Source organism: Streptomyces sp. NPDC045678 (genome assembly GCF_056432085.1).
In genome coordinates, this window is record NZ_JBWKJS010000006.1 from 460,424 (window position 1) to 484,335 (window position 23,912).

Annotated in this window: 23 protein-coding genes; 13 read left to right on the plus strand and 10 right to left on the minus strand. The window is 71.9% G+C overall.

The annotated features are described in order from the left end of the window. The first annotated feature begins 117 nt into the window (after nt 1-117). On the plus strand, nt 118-1,584 hold the full coding sequence (locus tag AC07DO_RS23140; protein WP_479062490.1) for a sensor histidine kinase: 1,467 nt from the start codon (nt 118-120) through the stop codon (nt 1,582-1,584). Between the two features lie 217 nt (nt 1,585-1,801). Here AC07DO_RS23140 and AC07DO_RS23145 read toward each other — a convergent pair whose 3' ends face one another. After that, a complete protein-coding gene (locus AC07DO_RS23145) occupies nt 1,802-2,059 on the minus strand; it encodes a WhiB family transcriptional regulator (protein ID WP_016639615.1) in 258 nt (85 codons plus the stop codon). 316 nt (nt 2,060-2,375) lie between these two features. Continuing rightward, on the minus strand, nt 2,376-3,344 hold the full coding sequence (locus AC07DO_RS23150; RefSeq protein WP_268773390.1) for a diacylglycerol/lipid kinase family protein: 969 nt from the start codon (nt 3,342-3,344) through the stop codon (nt 2,376-2,378). Between the two features lie 80 nt (nt 3,345-3,424). On the opposite strand from AC07DO_RS23150, the gene AC07DO_RS23155 reads away from it, so the two are divergent. Further along, a complete protein-coding gene (locus AC07DO_RS23155; protein WP_479062174.1) occupies nt 3,425-3,883 on the plus strand; it encodes a hypothetical protein in 459 nt (152 codons plus the stop codon). Between the two features lie 16 nt (nt 3,884-3,899). On the opposite strand, the gene AC07DO_RS23160 is transcribed toward AC07DO_RS23155, so the two are convergent. The 3 genes from AC07DO_RS23160 to AC07DO_RS23170 all read right to left on the minus strand — a co-directional run bounded on the left by AC07DO_RS23160 (nt 3,900) and on the right by AC07DO_RS23170 (nt 5,843). Continuing rightward, nucleotides 3,900-4,925 carry an RNA polymerase sigma factor SigF gene (locus tag AC07DO_RS23160; protein WP_479062176.1) on the minus strand — a complete coding sequence of 342 codons (1,026 nt, stop codon included), beginning with the start codon at nt 4,923-4,925 and terminating at the stop codon, nt 3,900-3,902. After that, nucleotides 4,922-5,335 carry an ATP-binding protein gene (locus AC07DO_RS23165; RefSeq protein WP_030780840.1) on the minus strand — a complete coding sequence of 138 codons (414 nt, stop codon included), beginning with the start codon at nt 5,333-5,335 and terminating at the stop codon, nt 4,922-4,924. The genes AC07DO_RS23160 and AC07DO_RS23165 overlap by 4 nt, the downstream gene beginning before the upstream one ends. A gap of 247 nt (nt 5,336-5,582) precedes the next feature. Continuing rightward, nucleotides 5,583-5,843, minus strand: a complete 261-nt coding sequence (locus AC07DO_RS23170; protein WP_479062178.1) for a UBP-type zinc finger domain-containing protein — start codon at nt 5,841-5,843, stop codon at nt 5,583-5,585. Between the two features lie 46 nt (nt 5,844-5,889). Here AC07DO_RS23170 and AC07DO_RS23175 point away from each other — a divergent pair, with 46 nt between their 5' ends. After that, entirely contained in the window at nt 5,890-7,488 is a 1,599-nt protein-coding gene (locus tag AC07DO_RS23175; RefSeq protein WP_479062180.1) for a Na+/H+ antiporter, read from the plus strand. Between the two features lie 13 nt (nt 7,489-7,501). Here AC07DO_RS23175 and AC07DO_RS23180 read toward each other — a convergent pair whose 3' ends face one another. From AC07DO_RS23180 to AC07DO_RS23190, 3 genes are all read right to left on the minus strand, one after another. Beyond that, the gene (locus AC07DO_RS23180; RefSeq protein WP_479062182.1) at nt 7,502-8,434 is read right to left on the minus strand and encodes a 1-aminocyclopropane-1-carboxylate deaminase/D-cysteine desulfhydrase; all 933 of its coding nucleotides are present in this window, start codon (nt 8,432-8,434) and stop codon (nt 7,502-7,504) included. Between the two features lie 10 nt (nt 8,435-8,444). Beyond that, entirely contained in the window at nt 8,445-9,035 is a 591-nt protein-coding gene (locus AC07DO_RS23185) for an N-acetylmuramoyl-L-alanine amidase (RefSeq protein WP_479062184.1), read from the minus strand. 138 nt (nt 9,036-9,173) lie between these two features. After that, a complete protein-coding gene (locus AC07DO_RS23190; RefSeq protein WP_479062186.1) occupies nt 9,174-9,410 on the minus strand; it encodes a hypothetical protein in 237 nt (78 codons plus the stop codon). A 290-nt stretch (nt 9,411-9,700) separates the two neighbouring features. Between AC07DO_RS23190 and AC07DO_RS23195 the strand changes: the two genes are divergently transcribed. From AC07DO_RS23195 to AC07DO_RS23230, 8 genes are all read left to right on the plus strand, one after another. After that, nucleotides 9,701-11,107 carry a family 2B encapsulin nanocompartment shell protein gene (locus AC07DO_RS23195; RefSeq protein ID WP_479062188.1) on the plus strand — a complete coding sequence of 469 codons (1,407 nt, stop codon included), beginning with the start codon at nt 9,701-9,703 and terminating at the stop codon, nt 11,105-11,107. A 102-nt stretch (nt 11,108-11,209) separates the two neighbouring features. After that, entirely contained in the window at nt 11,210-12,361 is a 1,152-nt protein-coding gene (locus AC07DO_RS23200; RefSeq protein WP_479062190.1) for a family 2 encapsulin nanocompartment cargo protein polyprenyl transferase, read from the plus strand. Nucleotides 12,362-12,457: 96 nt separating this feature from the next. Then, complete coding sequence (locus AC07DO_RS23205) at nt 12,458-13,060, plus strand: GNAT family N-acetyltransferase (protein ID WP_479062192.1); 603 nt, start codon at nt 12,458-12,460, stop codon at nt 13,058-13,060. A 460-nt stretch (nt 13,061-13,520) separates the two neighbouring features. After that, nucleotides 13,521-14,489: a hypothetical protein gene (locus tag AC07DO_RS23210; RefSeq protein WP_479062194.1), complete on the plus strand. Its 969-nt coding sequence runs from the start codon at nt 13,521-13,523 to the stop codon at nt 14,487-14,489. 7 nt (nt 14,490-14,496) lie between these two features. Further along, nucleotides 14,497-15,129 (plus strand): hypothetical protein, encoded by a 633-nt coding sequence (locus AC07DO_RS23215; protein ID WP_479062196.1) that lies wholly within the window; start codon nt 14,497-14,499, stop codon nt 15,127-15,129. 49 nt (nt 15,130-15,178) lie between these two features. Next, a complete protein-coding gene (locus AC07DO_RS23220; RefSeq protein WP_479062198.1) occupies nt 15,179-15,808 on the plus strand; it encodes an HAD-IA family hydrolase in 630 nt (209 codons plus the stop codon). A gap of 186 nt (nt 15,809-15,994) precedes the next feature. Continuing rightward, entirely contained in the window at nt 15,995-16,933 is a 939-nt protein-coding gene (locus AC07DO_RS23225) for an oxidoreductase (RefSeq protein ID WP_479062199.1), read from the plus strand. A 33-nt stretch (nt 16,934-16,966) separates the two neighbouring features. Further along, nucleotides 16,967-17,899: a sigma-70 family RNA polymerase sigma factor gene (locus AC07DO_RS23230; protein WP_479062201.1), complete on the plus strand. Its 933-nt coding sequence runs from the start codon at nt 16,967-16,969 to the stop codon at nt 17,897-17,899. 9 nt (nt 17,900-17,908) lie between these two features. Here the strand turns inward: AC07DO_RS23230 and AC07DO_RS23235 are convergent, their stop codons facing one another. Next, on the minus strand, nt 17,909-19,990 hold the full coding sequence (locus AC07DO_RS23235; RefSeq protein WP_479062203.1) for a GTP-binding protein: 2,082 nt from the start codon (nt 19,988-19,990) through the stop codon (nt 17,909-17,911). Further along, nucleotides 19,929-21,053 carry a lysostaphin resistance A-like protein gene (locus AC07DO_RS23240; RefSeq protein WP_479062204.1) on the minus strand — a complete coding sequence of 375 codons (1,125 nt, stop codon included), beginning with the start codon at nt 21,051-21,053 and terminating at the stop codon, nt 19,929-19,931. Before AC07DO_RS23240 ends, AC07DO_RS23235 begins: the two co-directional genes overlap by 62 nt. A 106-nt stretch (nt 21,054-21,159) precedes the next feature. Here AC07DO_RS23240 and AC07DO_RS23245 point away from each other — a divergent pair, with 106 nt between their 5' ends. Both AC07DO_RS23245 and AC07DO_RS23250 read left to right on the plus strand, forming a co-directional pair. Further along, the gene (locus tag AC07DO_RS23245; RefSeq protein ID WP_479062206.1) at nt 21,160-23,163 is read left to right on the plus strand and encodes a sensor histidine kinase; all 2,004 of its coding nucleotides are present in this window, start codon (nt 21,160-21,162) and stop codon (nt 23,161-23,163) included. Nucleotides 23,164-23,240: 77 nt separating this feature from the next. Further along, nucleotides 23,241-23,909: a response regulator gene (locus AC07DO_RS23250; protein ID WP_479062492.1), complete on the plus strand. Its 669-nt coding sequence runs from the start codon at nt 23,241-23,243 to the stop codon at nt 23,907-23,909. Nucleotides 23,910-23,912 lie beyond the last annotated feature (3 nt).

Genomic DNA, 23,912 nt, shown 5'->3' on the forward strand with positions numbered 1-23,912 from the left:
TGGCGGCCGATGCACCTGAAGGGCTGCGGTGCCGTGGGCGGGCTGAGGGTCCCGCCCTGGCGCCGCGGCTCGACGGGAGCCGCCGGACGCGAAAGGTACGCTCCACACGTGCCCTCCATGAACGACCTCGTACGCCAGCACACCGCTCTCGGTGACTCCGATCTCGAGTGGCTGCATCTGCTGGTCTCGGAGTGGCAGCTGCTCTCCGACCTCTCCTTCGCCGATCTGGTCCTCTGGGTCCCCACGCTCGACGGCACCCGCTATGTCTCCGTGGCGCAGATGCGGCCCAACACCGGGCCCACCTCCTACCAGGACGACATGGTCGGCCACCTCGTCCCGCGCGGTCGCCGGCCCCTCCTGGACGCCGCCCTGGACGAGGGGCGCATCGTGCGCGAGGGCGACCCGGAGTGGCGCGAAGAGGTTCCGGTGCGCGTCGAGTCCATCCCCGTGCGCAGGGAGGGGCGCGTCCTCGGCGTCATCGCCCGCAACACCAATCTCCTGACGGTCCGCACGCCGTCCCGGCTCGAGCTGACCTACCTCCAGTCGGCGTCCGACCTCGCGCAGATGATCGCGGCGGGCTCGTTCCCGTTCCCGGGGCAGCAGGTCGACATGGACGCCTCCCCGCGCGTGGGGGACGGTCTGCTGCGGCTCGACGCCGACGGCGTGGTGCAGTACGCGTCGCCGAACGCCCTCTCCGCGTACCACCGCCTCGGGCTCGCCTCCGACCTCGTCGGCCACCACCTCGGCACGGCGACCGCCGAACTCGCCCCGTCCCGCGGCCCGGTGGACGAGGCGCTCGCCAAGGTCGCGAGCGGCTGGGCGCCGCGCGAGTTCGAGATCGAGGGCGGCGACGGTGTGATCCAGCTCCGCGCGATCCCGCTCAAGCCCAAGGGCCCGCGCATCGGTTCGCTGGTCCTCCTCCGTGACGTGACCGAACTCCGTCGCCGCGAGCGGGAGTTGATCACCAAGGACGCGACCATCCGGGAGATCCACCACCGGGTGAAGAACAACCTCCAGACGGTCGCCGCGCTGCTGCGGCTGCAGGCCCGCCGCATCGACTCCGCCGAGGGCCGCGAGGCGCTCGAAGAGGCCGTACGGCGCGTGGGTTCCATCGCCATCGTCCACGAGACGCTCTCCCAGAACCTCGACGAGCGCGTGGAGTTCGACGAGATCGCCGACCGGGTGCTCGCGATGGTCGCCGAGATCTCACCCGGCAAGGTCACGGGCCGGCGCTCCGGCCGCTTCGGGATTCTCGACGCGGAGGTCGCGACGCCGCTGTCCATGGTGCTCACGGAGATCCTGCAGAACGCGCTGGAGCACGGTTTCCGCGAGGGGGACACCGGCATGGTCGAGGTGTCGGCGGTACGCGGCGGCACCACCAAGGACGCGCGACTGCTGATCACCGTCCATGACGACGGGGTCGGCCTCCCCGAGGGCTTCGACCCGCACCGTTCCGGGAACCTCGGTCTGCAGATCGTCCGCACCCTGGTCGAGGGGGAGCTGGGCGGTACCTTCGACATGGTCCGGGCACCGGAGCGCGGTACGCAGGTGCTCCTGGACATCCCGGTCCGCGCCGACAAGTAGCGGACGGAAGACGCGTACGAGTAGACGCGTACAAGTAGCGGACGGAAAGTACGTACCAGCAGCGCATGAAAGCAGTGAGCCCCGGACCGATGGGTCCGGGGCTCACTGCTCACGTTGCGTTGCGCATCGGGGGGTACTGCGCGGCTGCGGCTCGGGGGCGGGAGTTGCGTACGCGCTGTACGCGCCGCCAAGCTCAGGCTCGTGGGGGGTGTGGGCGTCAGGCGCTGGCCTGGCGTGCACGGTTGCGAGCGGCGCGGCGCTTCATTGCGCGGCGCTCGTCCTCGCTGAGGCCACCCCAGACGCCGGAGTCCTGGCCGGACTCGAGCGCCCACTGCAGGCACTGCTCCATGACGGGGCAGCGGCGGCAGACGGCCTTGGCTTCCTCGATCTGCAGCAGCGCAGGACCGGTGTTGCCGATGGGGAAGAAGAGCTCGGGGTCTTCCTCGCGGCAAACGGCGTTGTGACGCCAGTCCATGGCTGCTACCTCTCCTTGGTATTACATGCAGGTTGCTTGTGAATGTGAACGCTTTCACGAATCCCCCCGCACGGGAAGGGCCGACGCCCAGTTGCCTGGTGTGGACCTGTGGTGGAGGAGGGGTTCTGGCTTTCTGTGGGGCCGATGTTGCGGGCCGTCCCGATCGCCATGTAGAGATTCGCAAACCTCGGCTGCGGATACAACCCCTTCAGGAAAGTTTTTTTTGATTCCTCAGTGTCGGCTGGGTCACAGCCGTACTTCCATGGGGTGGACCCTGGTTTAAACGTTCGAGTGAAAGGACTTTAAGCCCTTCCGCTCACACAATCACACGCAGTGCACGGCGTACGCCTGTGAACGTCACGCTCGTCCGCAGCCCCAAGTGGTCACCGTCCATCTGAAGGGGCAGAGGAACCTTTGAATGCAAGGTGAAGTCTGTGAGGTCGTGGAGCGTAACCGCGTGCTTACCGTGCGGTCCCCGCTCCGGCGTCGACGTCAGGAGCTGGGTGCCGTACCGGGCCACCGCGGCCGTGGAGAGCTTCTTCAGACCCAGCACGTCAAGAGCCGTGTCGAAGGACGCCCGCGGTGACGCGTACAGCGGGCGATTGCCCAGGTAGGAGTACGGAGAGGTGTTGCAGACTATCGACATCACCAGATCCGTCACCGGGTCCTCGCCGGGGCGCTCCAGGGTGATCATTCCGCGCCTGCGGTGGGGCTCGTCGATGAACTGGCGCAGCACCTGACGCACGTAGAGCGCGTGAGTCGAGCGCCGGCCGAGCTCGCGCTGCTGTTCGACCCTGCCCACCACGCCGCCGTCGAAGCCCAGCCCCGCGCAGAACGTGAACCAGCGCGAGGGCACCGCCTCGTCCTCGGTGCCCGGTGTGCCGCCCGCGATCCCCAGACCCACCGTGCGCTCGCTGCCCTCGCGCAAGGCGTCCAGAAGGGCGCCGGTGGCCTCCACGGCGTCATTGGGCAGCCCGAGGGCGCGTGCGAAGACATTGGTGGAGCCGCCGGGCACGACGGCGAGGCGCGGGAGGCGGTCCGGATCGGGGCCGTGGTGCAGCAGTCCGTTGACGACCTCGTTGACGGTGCCGTCGCCGCCGAGGGCGACGACCAGCTCGATGTCCTTGCTCTCCGCGGCCTGCCGGCCGAGGTCCCTGGCGTGCCCGCGGTACTCGGTGGTGACCGCGTCGAGCTTCATCTCGCTCGCCAGTGCGTGGACCAGCACATCACGCGTACGCGCACTGGTGGTGGTTGCCGCCGGGTTGACCACGAGAAGTGCACGCATGCGAAGCAGACTACCTAGCGCTCTTTACACGGCCTAGACCGAGGTGCCGGGGCCGACGCACCCGGAGCTACCCTGCAGGGGTGAGTAATCAGCGGAAAACCACCCCCGAAGCCCCGGAGTCGCCCGAGCCGGGTCGGCGGCCCGCGCGGGTGACCGCCGCCGCGGCCCTGGTCGCGCTGGAGGGCCTCGCCCTCCTCGCCGGGGGCGTGTACATGCTCGGGCTGGGCGTCACCGGATCGTCCGACGACTCGCAGCAGGCCTGGACGGGCGGCATCACGCTGATCGTCCTCGCGCTGCTTCCGCTGCTCGCCGCGCGGGGCCTCCTGAAGCTGCGCCGGTGGAGCCGCGGGCCCGCGATCATCACGCAGATCATGGCGCTTCCGGTGGCCTGGCAGATGCTGCAGGCCGACAGCCTGGCGATCCCGGCCGGCATCGTGCTCGCGCTCTGCGCCGTCGCCTCGCTGGTCTTCCTGGTCAATCCGGCGACGACCGAGGCCCTCGGCATCCAGGGCCCCGGCAGCGTCCAGGATCAGAAGTAGCCACTACGGAGAGTGATTACTCCTCGACGAGGAGCTTCTCCCGCAACTGCGCCAGCGTGCGCGCCAGCAGGCGGGAGACGTGCATCTGGGAGATGCCGACCTCCTGAGCGATCTGCGACTGGGTCATGTTGCCGAAGAAGCGCAGCAACAGGATGCGCTTCTCGCGCGGGGGCAGGTCTTCCAGAAGCGGCTTGAGGGACTCGCGGTACTCGACGCCCTCCAGAGCCTCGTCCTCGGCGCCCAGGGTGTCCGCGACGGCCGGGGACTCGTCGTCCGTGTCGGGGACGTCCAGGGACAGCGTCGAGTACGCGTTCGCGGACTCCAGACCCTCCAGGACCTCCTCTTCGGAGATAGCCAGCTTCTCGGCAAGCTCGTGCACCGTGGGGGAGCGGCCGTGCAGCTGGGACAGCTCCGCCGTCGCCGTCGTCAGCGCGAGACGCAGCTCCTGAAGGCGCCGCGGGACACGGACCGCCCACCCCTTGTCGCGGAAGTGCCGCTTGATCTCGCCGACGACCGTCGGGGTCGCGTACGTGGAAAACTCCACGCCGCGCTCCGGGTCGAAGCGGTCCACGGACTTGATCAGGCCGATCGTGGCGACCTGGGTCAGGTCGTCCAGCGGCTCGCCGCGGTTGCGGAAGCGGCGGGCCAGGTGCTCGACGAGCGGCAGATGCATGCGGACCAGCTGGTTGCGCAGCTCCGCGTACTCCCGACTGCCGCCGTCCAGGGTGCGCAGCTCGATGAACATCGCGCGTGCGCCGCTGCGGTCCTGCGGATCGTGCCGAACGTGCTCGCTCATGTTTCCCGCCCGTCGCCCGCCGCCCCGGCCGGAGAGCTGCTCGAGCTCGTTCCTGGCGGTCGGCTCTGCCTGCTCCGACACATCGGCCACCCTCGGCGGACTCGACTGGTCCGGCTCCTCCGGGTGCGGTTTGGCCTGCTGTTCGGGGATTCCGGTGGTCATACGGCGCAACCCCTCCCTGCCGCCGGCGGGCCTGCCTCGTGTGCCGCGCTCTTCGTCCTGCACCGGCCCGTCCCCGTCCCTCACGCCGGCCCGGGTCCCGCGCCGCGCTTCTTGTAGAGGCTGATCGAGACGGTGTTGTCCTCGGCGACGGTCGAGTCCACCTGGCCTGCGAGGGCCGACAGCACCGTCCAGGCGAAGGTGTCCCGCTCCGGGGCCCGGCCGTCGGTCGTGGGCGCTGAAACCGTCACCTCCAACGAGTCGTCGACGAGCCGGAAGACGCAGCTGAGCACCGAGCCGGGCACGGCCTGCTGGAGCAGGATCGCGCAGGCCTCGTCGACCGCGATGCGGAGGTCCTCGATCTCGTCGAGTGTGAAGTCCAAGCGCGCTGCCAGACCGGCCGTGGCCGTCCGCAACACCGACAGGTAGGCACCCGCAGCCGGAAGGCGGACCTCCACGAAGTCCTGATTCCCGGGCTCGCCTGCGATCTGGGACACCCTCACCTCCAAGGTGGTACAAGCACTTTCGGGGTTCCGGGACCGCCGTCGAGCGGTGGTCCGGACTGCGTCACACGGGTAACGCCCCACGTCGTTCTGCGGTGACGCTACCGCGCTCCCCAGCTCCGTGTCCCGGGGACCCCGGCCTGATGCTGTCACTCATAGTAAGACTATGAGTACGGACAGTGGCTAGGGGTCGCGCAGGCCCAATTGGAAAGAACGGGCGCCGGGTTGACGTACCCAAACGTCAGACGATCGAACCGTCCACGAAGCACCAGCGCCAGCTCTCGCCCGGTTCGAAGGTCCTCATCACAGGGTGTGAGGACTCCTTGAAGTGCGCCGTCGCGTGCTGGAAGGGCGAGGAGTCGCAACAGCCCACGTGCCCGCACTCCAGACACAGCCGCAACTGGACGGGGTGGCTGCCGGCCGCCTGGCACTCGAGACACGTTTCGCTCAGCGGGGCGGGCTCGGGGTGCGGCAGCGCTGCGACGTGCGGGCACTCGTTCATGATTGCCAGGTTACGACGGGAACACGGAGGGCGGAGGGGTCTGCCGATGGACGCATTGCCACTGGTGGCGCTGATCGCGGCGAGCGCCGTGGTCGCAGGAGCGGCGCGCAGGACACCGGTGCCCGCGCCGCTGCTCCTGGTCGCCGTGGGGCTCGCCGCCTCGTACGTGCCGGGCGTGCCCGACTACCACCTCGACCCGCACATCGTGCTGCCACTGATCCTGCCCCCGCTGCTGCACACCGCCGCCCTGGAGAGCTCCTACTTGGACCTGCGGGCCAACATCAGGCCTGTCGCGCTCCTGTCGGTCGGTTACGTTCTGTTCGCCACGGTCGCCGTCGGATGGCTCGCGTTTCTGCTCATCCCCGACCTGCCGCTGACCGCCGCGCTCGTCCTCGGCGCCGTGATCGCGCCACCCGACGCGGTCGCCGCGACCGCCATCGCGCGCAGGGTGGGCCTCCCATCGCGGATCACCACGATCCTCCAGGGCGAGTCCCTGGTGAACGACGCGACCGCGATCACCGCCTACAAGGTGGCCATCGCGGCGGCGGTCGGCGAGGGCATGAGCTGGTCGGGCGGTGTCCGGGAGTTCCTGGTGGCCGCGGTCGGCGGCGTCGGCGTCGGGCTGCTCCTGATGGTGCCGATCCACTGGCTGCGCACCCACCTGAAGGAGGCGATGCTGCAGAACACGCTGTCGCTGCTCATCCCCTTCGTGGCGTACGCCGCCGCGGAGCAGGTCGGCGCCTCCGGAGTGCTCGCCGTGGTCGTCGTCGCGCTCTACCTGGGGCACCGCTCCTGGCAGGTCGACTTCGAGACGCGGCTGCAGGAGGCCGCGGTGTGGAAGGTCGTCGCGTTCATCCTGGAGTCGGCGGTCTTCGCGCTGATCGGGCTGCAGCTGCCCGTCGTGCTGAAGGGGCTCGGCGAGTACAGCGTGGGGCAGGCCGTCTGGTACGCGTTCGGGGTCTTCGTCTTCGTCGTGGTGGCGCGGTTCGTGTGGTCGTATCCGGCGACGTACCTGCCGCGCGGGCTCTCGGCGCGGATCAAGGAGCGCGAGGACGACATGGACTGGCGCAGGCCGCTGATCGTCAGCTGGGCCGGCATGCGGGGTGTGGTCTCGCTCGCCATCGCGTTCTCGATCCCGCTCGTCACGGACGACGGCGAGCCGTTCCCCGCGCGCAATCTTGTCCTGTTTCTGACGTTCACCACGGTGATCGGCACGCTCGTCGTGCAGGGCCTCTCGCTGCCGTGGCTGATCCGCGTCCTGAAACTGCCGGGCCGGGACGCGCAGGCGCAGACGCTCGCGGAGGCGCAGGCGCAGAACGCCGCCTCGCAGGCCGCGGAGGCCCGGGTGGAGGAACTCGTGCGGGACGAGCGCAACAGCCTTCCACAGCCCCTCCAGGACCGTCTGCGCACCGTTCTGGAACGCCGCCGCAACTCCGTGTGGGAGCGGCTGGGACAGGCGAACCCGGTGACGGGGGAGTCGGCGGACGGCACCTACCGGCGTCTCGCGCGCGAGGCGATCGCCGCGGAGCGCGAGGTGTTCGTGAGGATGCGGGACGAGCGCCGCATCGACGACGAGATGATGCGGACGCTGCTGCGCAAGCTCGACCTCGAAGAGGCGGCCGCCCACCGCGAGATCGAGGACTGAGGCGCCGACGCGCCTATGCGGGCGCCTCGCGCGTGCCGGTGATGACCGCGGTGAGACGGGTGCCGGGCGGGAAAGCGCCCTCTCCGGAGAGGACGGTCAGGGCGTACAGCAGCTTGGCGACGTAGAGACGCTCCACGGAGAGGCCGGTCGAGCCCCCGTGCCGGTGCTCGAAGTCCTCGGCGAAGGCGAGGAGTTCCGGCGGGGTGCGGGCGTAACCGCCCCAGTGGAAGCGCTCGTCCAGGTGCCAGTTGGCGGTCGGTTCGCCGAACGTCCGCCGTTGCAGGGCGGCTATGTCCTCGCCCAGAAAGCCGCCTTTGAGGACCGGTACGCCAAGGGCCCGCCGGTCGGGGCCGAGCCCCGCGGCGAGACCCGCCAGGGTGCCGCCGGTGCCGCACGCCACGGCCGCCACATCGGTGTGCTCGCGCAGCTCCTCGCCGAGGGCCGTGCAGCCCCGCACGGCGAGGGGGTTGCTGCCGCCCTCCGGGATCACGTACGCGTCCTGGCAGCCCGTCTCGCGCAGGAGTGCGGCCAGCGTCCCGGGCTCCGCCTTCTTCCGGTACGTCGAGCGGTCCACGAAGTGCAGCCGCATGCCGTCGGCCGCGCAGCGGGCCAGGGACGGGTTCAGCGGGCGCCCGGCGAGCTCGTCGCCGCGCACGACGCCGACCGTGGCGAGGCCGAGGATGCGGCCCGCCGCGGCGGTGGCGCGCAGGTGGTTGGAGTAGGCGCCGCCGAACGTGAGCAGGGTGTCGTGGCCCGCGTCGGCGGCCGACCGCAGGTTCAGGAGGAGCTTGCGGTACTTGTTGCCCGGCAGGTCCGGGTGGATCAGGTCGTCCCGCTTGAGCGAGAGCTCCACGCCGTGGCGCCCGAAGCGGTCGTCCGCTATGCGCTGCAGCGGCGACGGCAGCCGCGGGCGCGGGCCGAGCGGGGCGGGCGGGGTGTGGTGCACCCCGCCATTGTCACTTGAGGCGTTCCTCGATGCGTTCCCGCATCGAGTCCATCGTGAAGCCGCGCGGGTCGATCTTGCCCGGCTGCCACTCCAGGTGGCCGATGACCGAACGCTCCGTCCAGCCGTGGTGGCGGCAGATCGCCGCCGAGACCTTCTCGATGGCCTCCAGCTGCTCGTCGGGCCACGGGTCCTCGCCGTCGCCCATGTTCTCGCACTCGAAGCCGTAGAAGTGGCGGTTGCCGTCGGTGTTCGCCTCGTTGTCCGGGGGCAGGCGCTTCTCGGCGATGACCGCGCGGAGCACGTCGTCGTCGCCCAGGCCCGCATGGTTGGCGCGGCCGTACCCGACGAGGTGGACGCGGCCGTCCTTGGTGATGACGCCGTGGCAGAGCGGCCCGGGGAGGGAGGCGGAGCCGTCGCGGCAGATCTCCACCGTGTGCTCGCTGCCCCGCGTCACGGTGTGGTGGATCACCACACCGTGAACGGGCCCCCAGGGGCCTTTGTGGTTGCGGTTGTGATGCTTCCAGTCGCCGACCTCGACGACGGTCACGCCTTCGTCCTGCAGGGCCTCGAGGAACGTGCCCGCGGACATGGGTGGGGCCATGACCGCCTCCTTTGCAAGGCGCGACGGCCGCCTGTCGCGGCCGCCTCGTACGCCCTGCTTGTACCGGAGTTCCGGTGCCCGGACCAGCTGTTCGGAAGCGATCCGAGGCCTGTTCGGACACCGTGCGAGCCGATCCGGTCAGTTGGCGTGCAGGAAACCGTCTCCGTGGGTCGCGATGTGGGACTCCAGGGCGTGCAGCGCCTGCTGGGTGTCCTGCGAGGAGCCGGTGCCCCGGCGCTCCGCGTAGTACGCCGCGCCGAGCTTCTTCAGGAGTGCGTCGCCCGCGCGCTTCTCCTGGACCTCGTCGATCTTCTGCTTGCCCTGTGTCAGGCCCCGCTGGGCCTGCTCTTTGGCGCGATCCAGGAAGCCTGCCATCGCTCTCTCCTGCCGGTCGGTGCGGGTGGTGCGGTATCGGGTCCAACGGTTCCGCGGATCTTGTGGTTCCCGGTCTCCGGGGCCGGCGGAGGCCGCGGAGGTGGTCATTTCCCGAGCCCACCAGGGAGCGGAGTCCGACACCTCCCTAATTGGGCTGAATGAGTGGAAAGCCCCACGTGCCCCGCCGGAGGGTGATCCATTCCCCCTCTTTTGTGTAATGGCGCGAGCACATTCCGTGCTGGAAGGGTGGGGCGCACAGATGACCGCAGGTATCCGGGAGGGCATAGCCAATGTCGGTAGGCGAAGAGATCCGTTCCGAGTCGGAGCAGCCGCAGAAGAGTCTCGGCACGTCCGCGGCACGGAATCTGGCCACCACCACCAAGTCCGCGCCACAGATGCAGGAGATCAGCTCGCGCTGGTTGCTGCGCATGCTGCCCTGGGTCCAGGTGCAGGGTGGTACGTACCGGGTGAACCGAAGGCTGAGCTACTCGGTCGGTGACGGGCGGGTGACCTTCGTGAAGACGGGCGACCGCGTGCAGGTCATCCCCGCGGAGCTCGGCGAGCTGCCCGTGCTGCGGGACTTCGACGACCAGGACGTCCTCGGCGAGCTCGCCCAGCGCTGCCAGCAGCGGGAGTTCGCCGCGGGAGAGGTCCTGACCTCCTTCGGCAGCCCGGCGAACGAGGTGTTCCTGATCGCGCACGGCCGTGTCGAGAAGATCGGCACGGGGCCGTACGGGGACGACACCGTCCTCGAGACCCTCGCCGACGGCGCCCACTTCGGCGACCAGGCACTCATCGACTCCGAGACGATCTGGGAGTACACCGCGCGTGCGGTGACGGCGTGCACCGTCCTCGCCCTGCCCCGCCAGGACGTCGAGCAGGTCGCGGAGCGCAGCGAATCCCTCCGGGGTCACCTCGAGCGCCTGCGCGCACTGCCGGCGCAGCGCACCAACACGTTCGGCGAGTCACCCATCGACCTGTCGGCGGGCCACGTCGGCGAGGCCGTGCTCCCCGGCACCTTCGTGGACTACGAATCGGCGCCGCGCGAGTACGAACTGAGCGTCGCCCAGACCGTCCTGCGCGTCCACACGCGCGTGGCCGACCTCTACAACCAGCCGATGAACCAGACCGAGCAGCAGCTGCGTCTGACGGTCGAGGCGCTGAAGGAGCGCCAGGAGCACGAGCTCATCAACAACCGCGAGTTCGGCCTCCTCAACAACTGCGAGTACGACCAGCGGCTCCAGCCGCACGCGGGCGTTCCCAGCCCGGACGACCTGGACGAACTGCTCAGTCGCAGGCGCGGATCCAAGCTCTTCCTCGCGCACCCGCGCGCGATCGCCGCGTTCGGCCGCGAGCTCAACAAGCGCGGACTCGTCCCGGAGACCATCGACGTGAGCGGCACCAGGATCCCCACCTGGCGCGGTGTGCCGATCTTCCCGTGCAACAAGATCCCGGTCACCGACGCCAGCACGACATCCATCATCTGCATGCGTACGGGCGAGGAGGAACAGGGCGTCGTCGGCCTGCACCAGACCGGCATCCCGGACGAGATCGAGCCGAGCCTGTCCGTCCGGTTCATGGGCATCAGCGAGCAGGCGATCATCTCGTACCTGGTGTCGACCTACTACTCGGCCGCGGTGCTCGTGCCCGACGCGCTCGGTGTCCTGGAGAACGTGGAGATCGGCCGCTGGAGTTGACCCAGGGGCCGTGTCTCCGGCCGCGGCACGGGGTACACCCCCTCCGTACGCGCCCGCACGCCGAGGAACAGCCACCGTCCGCATCCTTTCCGGGGTGAGTCCATGACGGACGCGACGACGGACACGGCAGGCACGGTGCACGTGGAGGGGCACATCCCGGAACCCGGTGGGCCGGGTGAGCCCGGTGTGCCTGGCGACCACGGTGAGCTCGATGTGCACGGTGAGCAGATGGAGGCCGCGGACATCCTGGCGTCGGCCAGGAAGCTCGTCGACCCGGAGCTGCGCGGGGCGGTCGAGACGCTGCCCGGATCCCTGCGCAGGGTCGCGCTCTACCACTTCGGGTGGGAGCACGCGGACGGCACACCGGCCGCGGGGAGCGCGGGCAAGGCCATCAGGCCCGCGCTCGTGCTCACCGCGGCGCGGGCCCTCGGCGGTGACCCCGCAGAGGCGGTGCGGGCGGCCGCCGCCGTGGAGCTGGTCCACAACTTCACGCTCCTGCACGACGACGTGATGGACCGCGACACCACGCGCAGGCACCGCCCCACCGCCTGGACCGTGTTCGGCGACGCCGACGCGATCCTCACCGGTGACGCCCTGCAGGCGCTGGCGCAGCGGATGCTCGCCGAGGACCCCCACCCGGGGGCCCCGGCCGCCGCCGCCCGTCTCGCCACCTGCGTGATGGAGCTCTGCGCGGGCCAGCACGCGGACTGCGCGCTGGAACACCGCGGCCCGGACGAGGTCACGCTCGGCGAGTGCCTCGCCATGGCCGAGGCCAAGACGGGGGCATTGCTCGGCTGCGCCTGCGCGCTCGGGGCGGTGTACGCGGGCGCGGACCTCGACGAGGTCGACTCGCTCGACGGCTTCGGCCGGGAGGCGGGCCTCGCCTTCCAGCTCATCGACGACGTCATCGGCATCTGGGGCGACCCCCACCGCACCGGCAAACCGGCGGGCGCCGACCTCGCCGCCCGCAAGAAGTCCCTGCCCGTCGTAGCCGCCCTGGCGTCGGGCACACCGGCCGCTGCCGAACTCGCCGAGCTGTACGACAGGCCGCCCGGCGGCACGGAGAGCACGCCCGAGCACGCGGCGCGCGCGGCCCGTGCCGTGGAGCGGGCGGGCGGCCGCGACTGGGCGCAGGCGCACGCCGCCGACCGGATGTCCCGCGCGATCGGCCGGCTCGCCGCGGCGGTGCCTGATCCGGAGGCGGCAGGCGGTCTGCTGGCGCTCGCGGAGTTCGTGACGCGACGTACGCACTGAACGGGTCACCACGTACGCTGCGACCCGCGCGCAGACCCGCAGGCGCGGAGTCGGCGGGCGCGCGGTCGTGAGCGGACCAACGGACAGGGGCGGGCTGTGGGTGTGGCGATCCGGAGAGCCGGGGTGGACGACCGGGAGGACGTGATCCGGCTGCTCGACGCGGCGTTGGTGCACGACCCGGTGAGCAGTTGGGTCTTCCCCGAGGAGGAGCACCGTGTGCGCACGCACCGGGCCCTGATGGGCGCCTTCCTCGACATCGCGCTCGACGAGGGGTACGTCGACATCACAGAGGACGGTGCGGCCGTGGCCCTGTGGTGGTCCGTGCCGGCGGGCCCGCACGGGGACGGCGCGGGTACGGAGGACGGGCCCGCGCTGCTGCGCCGGGCCGTCGACCCGGACAACGAACGGGTCGAGGTGATCGGCCGGCTGACCGAGGCGATCCACCCGACCGACCGCGCGCACGAATACCTGCACCTCATAGCCGTGCACCCCGACCGTCAGGGCGAAGGACTCGGCACGGAACTCGTCACGGCCGTGCTCGACCGGTGCGACCGCGACGGCCTGCACGCCTACTTGGAGGCCAGCAACGCGCGCAGCCGCGACCTGTACGCGCGCCTCGGCTTCACCTTCATGGGAACGACGCTCGACCTGCCGGACGGGCCGCCCATGTGGCCGATGTGGCGCGCGCCGCGGGCCTGAGAAGTGCTGGTCGCAGGGCTGCCGAGGCCGGCCCGACCGGAATAGCCTGGACTCATGGGCAGCGAAGGGCCACGGCCCGGCCCGGTCCCGCAGCACGAGCCGGTCTGCGGGGCCTGCGGAGGGCCGGTGGGTACGGCGATCCGGCGGCGGAAGGTGCTCGGGGTGTTCGTCCCCGTGTGGGGACCCGGGCCGTGCCGCAACGCCGAGTGCGAGGCGTGTGTCGTCGAGACGGACGAGAAGTCGGGTGCGGGCGCCAGACGGTCCCGCTCGCGGCACGGCAGAAGGCATGCGCCGCCCGGTGACGGGAGCACGTCCGGTGATCGGGGCACGTCCGGTGACGGGAGCGAGCCCGATGGCCGGGGCGGGACCGATGGCCGGGGCGGATCCGACGACCGGGGCGAGTGACGCGAGCGAGTAGGGTCCCTCGGTGCGGTGATGCGGCCGTCCGGGAGGGGACCCGATGAAGGTGCGGTGGGGCGTACTCGCCCTGGTGGGCGCGGCGTTGGCGGGGTGCGGAGCCGGGACCGGACCGGACTCGGACGACATCTCGCCGCCCGGTTACGCGCGGAAGCCCGGCGTACCGCGCGTGAAGAGCGCGGCCGACATCCCTGAACTCCCGCTGAGGCGGTACGAGTTCAGCGTCGGGGACGACAAGCGCCTGGCCGAGGCGCGCGATCGGATGCAGCGGCAGTGCATGCGGGGCTTCGGGTTCGAGGACTTCCCGCTCGATCCCGACACGTGGCGCGGGGTCCGGATGGCGTCCCACTTCGAGTCGACAGTGATCGCCGTGGACCCGTACGGAACGCTCGACCTCGACGAGGCCCGCCGATGGGGCTACGGCTTCGACCCCGCCAAGGGCGGGAGGGCGGAGTACCTGCCGAAGGGGCGCAAGGTGACGCGGCGGGAGTACCAGGTGCTGTTCGGACCCGAGGCGGGGGAGGGCGGCCGCTCGGTGGTGAACGGCCGGAAGGTCCCGAAGGGCGGCTGCTCCGCGGAGGCGACGCGGCGCACGGAGTCGGCGGTGGGCGACCCGACGCGCATGTGGGGCTACGTCCCCGGGCGGACGGAGAAGATCGCCGGGGCCGTAGCCAAGGACGAGCGGGTCCGCAGGGCGTTCCGTGACTGGTCGCGCTGTGTCGAGGACAGAGGCTTCAAGCGGTACGCGAGCCCCGCGGAGGCGTTCACCGACAAGGCGTGGCGGAAAGGGCGCGACGACGGGAACACCCGGCGCACCCGGCGGGAGGTGGGCACGGCCGTCGCCGACGTCGAGTGCAACCGGGGGCTGAACGTCACGGGGGTGTGGTGGGCGGTCACCGCCGAGAAGCAGCGTGCCGACCTGCGCCGCAACAAGTTCCGCTACGAAGCGGTGCGCAGGGACCAGGACCGGTTGCGGACAGCGGTCCGTGAGGCGCTCGGCGAAGCAGGATGATGGGTGCATGAGTGAACTCAAGGGGACCCGGAAGTCGGAGCCGGTCGGGGCTTCGGCCGCCGCGCCGGGCGCAGTTACGGGTGCGGGTGCGGGTGTAGGCGCGGTTTCGGGCGCGGTCCCGGGGGACGCTGCGGCTTCCCTGCCCGGCGCCGTCGACGTCCGTGCTCTGACCGCCCTCGCCGAGACGCACCATGACCGTGCCGTACGGCCGTTGGGTACGCGCGAGATCGCCGGGCACCTCGTGAAGGTGTACGCGGTCGAGGCGCCGGGACGGGTCGTGACGGAACGGGAGGAGGCGTCGGCGCTCCGCGTCGCCGGACCTCACCTCGAGCTCGGCCGCGCCCGTGGCTCGCTCGGGCTCGGTGTGCTGATCGTGCACGCGGGCGGCGACGGGGACTACGTCCTCGTCCACACCTGGATCGAGGCCTCCATGTCGGACCTCGCCGTGTTCATCGGTCCCGCGGGCAAGCCGGACGGGCTGCGGCCCGGGAGGGTCGGCCTGGCGCCGTGCGTCTGGGAGGCGGCGGTGATCGCGCACGAGCGGGACGCCTACGTACGGCATGTGCTGGACGGAACGGGGCCGGTGGCGGAGCGGCTGGCGGCGTGGGGCGCGGACGTCACGGAGGGGCACACTCGGTGACGGTGACCGAGGCGGCGGGTGGTTCGCGGGTGCGTGATAGACACGGGGCATGACGAGCCGCGGCCGGGCGTTCGACGCCGTACTGACTGACCTCGACGGCGTGATCCGCTTCTACGAGATGGCGGAGCTGGAGCAGTTGGAGCGTTCGGCGGGCCTGCCGACGGGCAGCACCGCCGAGATCGCCTTCCGGCCCGAGACCGACATGCCGCTGATGCGCGGCGAGATCACCAAGGAGCGGTGGATCGAGTCGATCGCCGAGGGGCTCGCCGACCGGGTTCCGTGGGAGCGCGGGTACGAGCTCGGGACGACGCTCGCCGAGACCAAGTTCCGGGCCGACGACGCCGTGGTGGGGCTGCTGCGGCAGGCGCGTGCGGCCGGGCTGCCCGTCCTGCTCGTCACGAACGCGACGCCGTGGCTCGCCGACGATCTCGCCCTGCTCGGCCTCACCGGGCCGGGCGGCTGCCTCGACGACGTGATCAGCAGCGCCGACCTCGGCATGACCAAGCCGGACCGGCGCATCTACGAGACGGCCGCCGAGCGTGCCGGTGTCACCGCCGCACGCTGCCTCTTCGTGGACGACCGGCAGGAGAACGTGGACGCCGCCGTCGCCCTCGGCATGACGGGCCTGCTCTACCGCGAACCGTCGGACCTGCGCGCGGCGTTGGCCCCGCTGGTCTGACCGCGGCGGCGCCCGCGGGCGCGAGCTCGTCCGCCGAGTACCGCTTGTCCGCCGAGTACCGGTCGGGAGTGCACGCCTTCGGGAGGCACGCCTTCGGGAGTGCACGTCTTCCGTGTCATTGAGGTTCCCTTGAGGCACTCTAAGAACATGTTGACACTCAGTGCCAAGTGCGCCAGTTTGTGTCGCATGACAAATCAGCGTGGGTGGACCGCCGAACGGATCCCTGACCAGAGCAACCGGGTCGTCGTCGTCACCGGTGCCAACAGCGGCCTGGGCCTCGCGACCACCCGGGCCTTGGCGCGCAAGGGTGCGCACGTGATTCTCGCCGTGCGCGACGAGGCGAAGGGCCGCGCCGCGGCCGAGCGGCTCACCGCCGAGATCCCGGGGGCGGCCCTCGAGGTGCGGCGGGTGGACCTGGCGGACCTGGACTCCGTCCGCGCCTTCTGCGGCACGCTGCACGCGGACCACGCGCGCTTGGACGTGCTCGTCAACAACGCGGGCCTGATGGCGCCGCCGAAGCGCCTCCTCAGCCCCCAGGGCCACGAGATGCAGTTCGCCGTCAACCACCTCGGCCACTTCGCGCTCACCGGGCTGCTGCTGGACCTCCTGGAGGCCGGGGACGACCCGCGCGTGGTGACCGTGAGCTCGCCCAACCACCGTCAGGCGGGCCTCTTCTTCGACGACATCAACGGCGAGCGCACGTACGCGCCGATGCGCTACTACAACCAGTCGAAGCTCGCGAACGCCGTCTTCGGCCGGCAGCTCCATCAGCGGCTGACCGCGGCGGGAAGCCCGGTGCGCAGCCTGCTCGCCCACCCCGGCTACACCTCGACCAACCTCCAGACGGCGTCACCCGCGGGCCTGGTGAAGTTCCTGTTCGGTGGGATGCTGCTGCCGCTCGCCCAGACCCCGGACCGCGGCGCGCTGCCGACGCTGTTCGCGGCGACCGACCAGGGCGTGACGGGGGGCCAGTTCATCGGCCCCGACGGGATGGCCGAACTGCGTGGTGCGCCGAAGACGGTGGAGCTCGCGCCCCGGGCCGCGGACCCGGAGACCGGCCGCAGGCTGTGGGACCTGTCGGAGGAACTCACCTCCGTGCGCTTCGCGTTCCGCGCCACCGCCTGACGCCTTCCGCCCGGTCTCCTGTTCAATTGCGGGATGATCGAGAATGGTTCGGCTGAAGTCGCCCTCGCGGCGCGGTTCGAGGAGCACAGGCCCCGCCTGAACGCGGTGGCGTACCGCATGCTCGGCTCGCTGAGCGAGTCCGAGGACGCGGTGCAGGAGGCATGGTTCCGGCTGAGCCGCACCGAGGCGGCGCCCGCGGCGGAGGAGGTGCGGAACCTGGGCGGCTGGCTGACCACCGTCGTCGGCCGCATCTGCCTCGACCTGCTGCGCACCCGGCAGTCCCGGCGCGAGGACTCCCTCGACGCGTCCGTGCAGGCCTACGGCGAGACCCACGTCCCGGACCCGGTCGTGTCCCGGGCCGACGTCGCCGACCCCGAACAGGAGGTGCTGCTCGCCGACTCGGTGGGCCTCGCGCTCCTCGTCGTCCTGGAGACGCTGGCACCCGCCGAGCGCCTCGCGTTCGTGCTGCACGACATGTTCGCCGTGCCCTTCGACGACATCGCGCCCATCGTGGAGCGCACGGCGGCCGCGACCCGGCAACTGGCCAGCCGGGCCCGCCGCCGCGTGCAGGGTTCGACGCCCGCGGCGGAGACCGACGTCGCCAAGCAGCGCGAGGTCGTCGAGGCGTGGATGGCCGCCACCCGCGCCGGTGACTTCGACGCGCTCCTCGAACTCCTCGACCCGGACGTCGTGTTGCGCGCCGACACCGGCGAACTGTCGTCCGGTCTCTCCAAGGTGGTGCGCGGCGCCGCGGCGGTGGCCGGACAGGCCGCGATGTTCGCGCAGGTCGCCGCGGACCAGCACGTGGTGTTCATCAACGGCATGCCGGGCCTGGTCGCGCTCCCCGGCGGCGAGCCGGTCGCGCTCGGCGCCCTCACGGTCGTGGACGGCCGGATCGTGGAGATCAACATCATCGCGGACCTCGAACGGCTCGAGGTCCTGACGCGCGCGCTGAGGACCGGCTGAGACCCTCAGTCACCGGGAGGCGGTGGTGGTGGCGGAGCCCTCCCCTCCGCTGCCGCCCGTCCGGCGCACCACGCGCAGCAGGTAGTCCTTGCGGTGGAGCGGATCGTGGTCGGTCCGCCGACGTGTCGGGACCGTGTCGCCGCGCACGGGCCGGTAGTGGTCGAACGCGGACTCCAACTCGCCCTCACCACGCGTGAGTCCGGGCAGGAGCTGTTCCAGCGCGTGCACCTGCTGCGCGGGGACATCTCCTTCCAGCCAGTACGACGCCCCGCTCGTCGTCGGCGTGTGCGGGACGGCACGCAGCCGGGCGAGTACGGGCAGGACCGCCCCGACCGTGTCGGCCGGCACGTCGAGCCGGAAGCGGTGCATCGGCTCGTGCACCGCCGTGCCCGCCGCCCGCAGCGCGTCCATCAGGACCAGCGGCGTCAGGTGCCGGAAGTCCCCGGCGGTGCTCGACATGCTCTTGTCGAACGTGCCGTGGGCGTGGCTCTGTCGCGGCCAGTAGCCGGAGTGCGTCATCGTGACCGTGCAGTCGGGGACGCGCCAGCCGTGCAGGCCCTGGTGGAGCGTCTCCCTGACCGTTTCCTCGACGGCACGGAAGAACGCGTACGGCATGGACCCGAGCTCGACCCCCAGCCGGAACGCCACCCCCGCCCCGACCGGCGCGGGCTCCACCCGCAGCCCGACCGTGGCCAGGAACGGATTGGGGTCGGTGTCGATGATCTCGTACGCCGCGCCGGTGCCGACGACCCGCTCCACGCAGATCGTCGTGGTCTCGCGGAACGCCACGTCGAGCCCGTACTCCTCGGCGAGCGTCGCCTGGATGACCTCCTTCTGCACCTCTCCGTAGAGCGAGACGGAGACCTCCTGACGGATGTCGTCCTGCCGCAGGTCGATCAGCGGGTCCTGCTCGGCGAGCTGGCTGAGCGCCAGGTGCAGGGCGCCGCGGTCCGAGCTGCGCAGGGGGCTCACGACGGTTTCCAGGGTGGGCGGCGCGAAATGCCGCGCACCGGCGCGGACGCCCTCTCGCGGTACGCCGATCACGTCCCCGATCCGTACGTCCACGAGCCCTCGCAACGTGCCGATCTGCCCCGCGCGGACCTCCGACCGCCGCACGTCGGCGCCCTGCTCGAAGACGCTGACGCCGGTGACCTTGCCTTCACGGGCGGCCTCGCTCCCGTCCCCCTCCCCGCCACCGTGGATGTCGAGACGGTCGCGTGTGCGGACGGTGCCCGAGAACATGCGCACGTAGGCGATCTTCTCCCCGGCGGCACCGCGCTCGACCTTGAACACACTGCCGGACACGGGAGCGTCGGCGTCCCCGCGACGCGCGGGCAGCAGGTCCCGTACACCACGCATCAGTTCGGGAACGCCCGCGCCGGTCGCCGCGGACCCGAAGAACACCGGGTGCACGAGGGCACGCCGGGTCTGCCGGGCGAGTTCGGTGCGGAGCCGGTCGTACGAGAGGGACGCCGGATCGTCGACGTACGCGGCGAGGAGCACGTCGTCGTGCTCGGCGAGGAGCTCGGTGAGCCGTGCGCCGAAGGCCTCGTCCCCTTCGGTGAACGGGACGAAGCGTGCGCCCCGCGTGCCGATGCCGGGGACGGCTCCCATCGGGACGACATCGGGGGTCAGACGCTCGGCGATGTGCCGCAGTGCGCCCTCGTACCGGGCGCCGCCGCGGTCGGTCTTGTTCACGAAGACCAGCGTGGGGATCCGGAGCCGGCGCAGCGTCCGCAGCAGGACACGGGTCTGCGCCTGGACGCCCTCCACGGCGGAGACCACGAGCACGGCCCCGTCGAGCACGCTGAGCACGCGCTCCACCTCGGCGATGAAGTCCGGATGGCCGGGGGTGTCGATCAGATTGACGGCCGTACCGTCGATGGCGAAGGAGACGACGGCGGACTTGATGGTGATGCCGCGCCGCCGCTCCAGGGCGAGCGAATCGGTCTGCGTGTTCCCGTCGTCGACGCGGCCGACCTCGTCGATGACGCCGGCGGCATGCAGGAGCCGCTCGGTCAGGCTGGTCTTACCGGCGTCGATGTGGGCGAGAATGCCCAGGTTCAGGGTGTGCGGAAGGGTTGATTGCACGTACGGTCATGTCCTTCGGGGGAGTGGGGATTCCATGCGTGTGGGACATGCACGAACGCCGCATTTCCTTCTCCTCCGCAGACACCGCCGGACTTCCGCCGACGAGCCCCAGTCCAGCAACTCCCGTCCCCTCCGGCAACCGATTAACCCCGCGGCGGTTCGCCAGGCGCAGTACGAGGGCCGCGTACACGCAGAGCATCACCACGTCGACGCCCACCGCCATCCGGTCCATGTCCGCCGCCGTCTCGTCGGAGGCCAGCGCACCGGCGATCGCCGCCGAGACACCCATCGCCAGCAGGTTGTTGACCACGTGCAGGCCGATCGCCGCCTCCAGGCCACCCGTACGGACCGTCAGCACCCCCGCCACAAGGCCGAACACCACGAGGTCCGCGAAGCCCCACGGCGTGCCCCAGCCGTGCGCCGCCGCGAACAGCAGCGCCTGCGGCACGAGCGCCACCCACGGCGTACGGCACCACGCCCCGACCGCCTGGACGAGCCAGCCCCGGAACACGTACTCCTCCGCCGACGCCTGGAACGGCACCAGCACGCACACCATCGCGAGACCCAGCAGGAAGTCCGGCCACCCCGCCCACTCCGTGCCGCCACCGGCACCGTCCACGCCGCCGCCCGCCGAATCCGGCAGCAGCAGCATGACCCCCGACGACGCGACGATCAGCGGCACCGCGACCGCGAGACACCGCCCCAGCCAGTGCCACCGGAGCCTGCCCGTCACCGACGACAGCGTGCCCGCAGGACGTCGCTGCGCCCAGCGCGCGGCGAGGAACACCACCGGCGTGAGCAGGGCGAGCGAGAGCAGCGCGCTGCCCGTCTCGCCGATGCCGCCCCAGACGTGGAAGCCGTCCTTGTCGACGGGCCGGTTCAGGACCGCTCCCGCGATCTCGCAGGCCAGCAGCACCGCGATCGCCGCGACGAGCCCACCGCCGAGCACCAGGGCGGTCCCCGCCAGGGGGCGCCACCAGCGGTGCCGACCGGTGGCGTGGGCGAGGCGGTGGTAGGGAAGCGGCGGGGGGAGCGGAGCATCGGGGAGTGGCGTCGCGGTCATGGACACCAGCATTCCGGTGGCGCCGGGCCGACGCGTCCGCCGCCCGCACGATCACGCTCTCCAACCAGAGATAGAGAGGTGCGGCCTCCGTATCATCGAGTCCGATATGGAGCGAATACGTAATTGGCTGCTGCCCGTCCTGCTGACGGCCCTGCAGCTTGCCGACTGGCCGGGCCGCGCCCTGCGCGAGGACGATCCGGCGGTGGGTGCGGTCCAGTTGGTGGGCGCGTTCGCCGCCGCGGCCGTGCTCACCGCGGCGCTCGCCGCCCGTCGCCGGCGTCCCGTCGCCGCGGCGCTCACCGTCGAAGCCGCCCTGATCGCCTGCCTGCCGCTCCCCGAGGACGCGACGCTCGTGCACGCGCTGGGTGTGCCGATCGCCCTGTACTCGGTCGTCGTGCGGTGCTCCGGGCGGACGGCGGCCGTCGTCGGTCCCGTCCTCGCGCTCTGCGAAGCGGCCCGCTCGGTGGTGGTGTTCGACTCGGCGGGCGAGGCGGCCGGAGAGGCCGCGGCCAACTGCGTGCTCTTCCTGATCGTCGCGGGCCTCGGCCGCAGCCGCCGCCGCTGGCTCGCCGGCCGGCGCACCGCGGCGCGGGACCTCGCGCGGGCCGAGTCCGAACGGGCCCGTGCCGCGCTCACCGAACGGGAGCGTCTCGCCCGCGAACTGCACGACGTGAGCGCCCACCACCTCACGTCAGTGGTCGTCACCGCGGACGCCGCGCTGCGACTCGGCGACCGCAAGCCCGAACTGACGGCCCAGGCGCTGGAGTTCGCGGCGGACACCGGTCGCGAGACGGCGGCGGCGCTGCACCGCCTGGTGGCGCTGATGCGGACGTCGGCGGCGGACGAGGAGAGCCCCCTCGGCGAACGCGTCACCGAACTCTCCGCGGGCTTCGCCCGGCTGGGCCTGCGCTCCGCCGTGCACGTCGCGCCGGAGGCGGCTCCCCTGACCGGCCCGACGGTGGAGGCGGCCTTCGCCATCGTCCGCGAGGCCCTCACGAACGCCCTGCGCTACGCCCCGGGCTCGACGGTACGCATCGACGTCCTGTCCAAGACCGCCGACGGCACCGTGGACGTCACCGTGGAGGACGACGGGGCGGCGGGTGGGGCGCCGGGCGTTCCCGCCGCGCGGCAGCGGCTCGGGGGCGGACGGGGGACCGTCGGGATGCGGGAGCGGGCCACCGCGCTCGGTGGCACGCTCGCGGCCGGACCGCGTCCGGACGGTGCGGGGTGGGCGGTCCGCGCCCACCTGCCGGGCGCGCCGAGCGCCCCGCACCAACGGGCCGCGGGCCACCGCGCCCTGCGCGGCCTCGACCTGTCCGACGGGGCCGTCGCGCTCGCCGTCGCCACGCTCCCCGTCTTCCTGGTCGTCGTCGAGGACCCCATCGCCGTCGCCAAGGCCTGCGTTCCCGCCGTCGCGCACGCGCTCCCGCTGCTGTGGCGGCGCCGCGCACCCTGGGCGGTGCTCTGCGCCGTCCTCGCCACGGCCTGGCTCGCGCCGGTCGGCCTCGCGTTCGGGCTGCTCTCGTCGGACGTGGCGCTCTGCCTGGTGATGGCGGGCGCCGTCGCGGAGTGCGTCGCCGTGTACGCCGTGGGGGCGTTCGCGGGCCCGGCACGGGTCACCTGGCCCGTCATGGTCGCGGCGGCCGCGGGGCTGTGCCTGGCCTGCCTCGCCCTCGCCTCCGCCCACGGCATGACGGAGCTCCAGAAGGACGGCGACCCAGGGCTCCTGCTGTTCCTGGGCGCCATCCTCGGCGCGGCGTTCCTGCCGCCGATGGCGGCGTTCTGGGGCCTCGGCGCCGCCGTACGGTCCCGGCGCGAACGCGTCAGGGCCTGGGAGGACCACGCGCTCACGGCAACGGTGTGGTCGGCGGTCGCCGAGGCGCACGAGGAACGGCGCCGCATCGCCGTGGAACTGCGCGGCCGAGTCCTGCGGCACGCCGACGCGGTGGTCGCGAGGGCCGAGGCGGGCGACCTGAGCGGCGTCGCCGCGGAGGCGCGGGCGGGCCTGTCCGCGATGCGTGAGCTGCTGGCCGCGCTGCGAGAGGTGACGGCCCCCGGCGACGTACCCGAGCGGCGGCCGGGCCCACAGCCGGTGCAGGTGTCGTCGTGACCCGCCCCGACCACCCGCTGCCCGAGGAGGCACCCATCGCCACCGAGTACCCGACGGCCGGCACCTCCATCCGGGTGATGGTCGTCGACGACCAGGCTGTCGTCCGTGCCGGATTCGCCGCGATCGTCGACGCGGAACCGGACCTCGAGGTGGTGGCCGAGGCGGCCGACGGCGCCCGTGCCGTGCAGCTCGCGTCCGAGCTCGCCCCGGACGTCGTCCTCATGGACATCCGCATGCCCGGCATGGACGGCCTGACGGCGACCCGGCTGCTCACGGCGGCCTCCGGGACGGGAAGCCCGCGCGTGCTCGTCCTGACCACCTTCGACCAGGACGCCTACGTCCACGACGCGCTGCGCGCCGGGGCCTCCGGGTTCCTCCTGAAGGACGCACTGCCCGACGAACTCCTCGCGGGCATCCGCATCGTGGCGTCCGGCGAGGCGATGCTCGCCCCCACCGTCACGCGCCGCCTCATCGACGCCTTCGCCGGCACGGCCCCGGACCGGGTCCCCGCCCCGGACCCCGAACTCCTGGAGTCCCTCACGCCCCGCGAGCGCGAGGTCCTGACCCTGGTGGCCGGGGGCCACACGAACGCGGAGATCGCCGACGCGCTGGGCGTCACGACCGGCACGGTGAAGTCCCACGTCAACGCGGTGCTGGGCAAACTGGGCCTGCGTGACCGCGTGCAGGCCACGATCCTCGCGTACGACCTGGGCCTGGCCAGACCCAGGAGCGCACCGCGGCGCTGAACG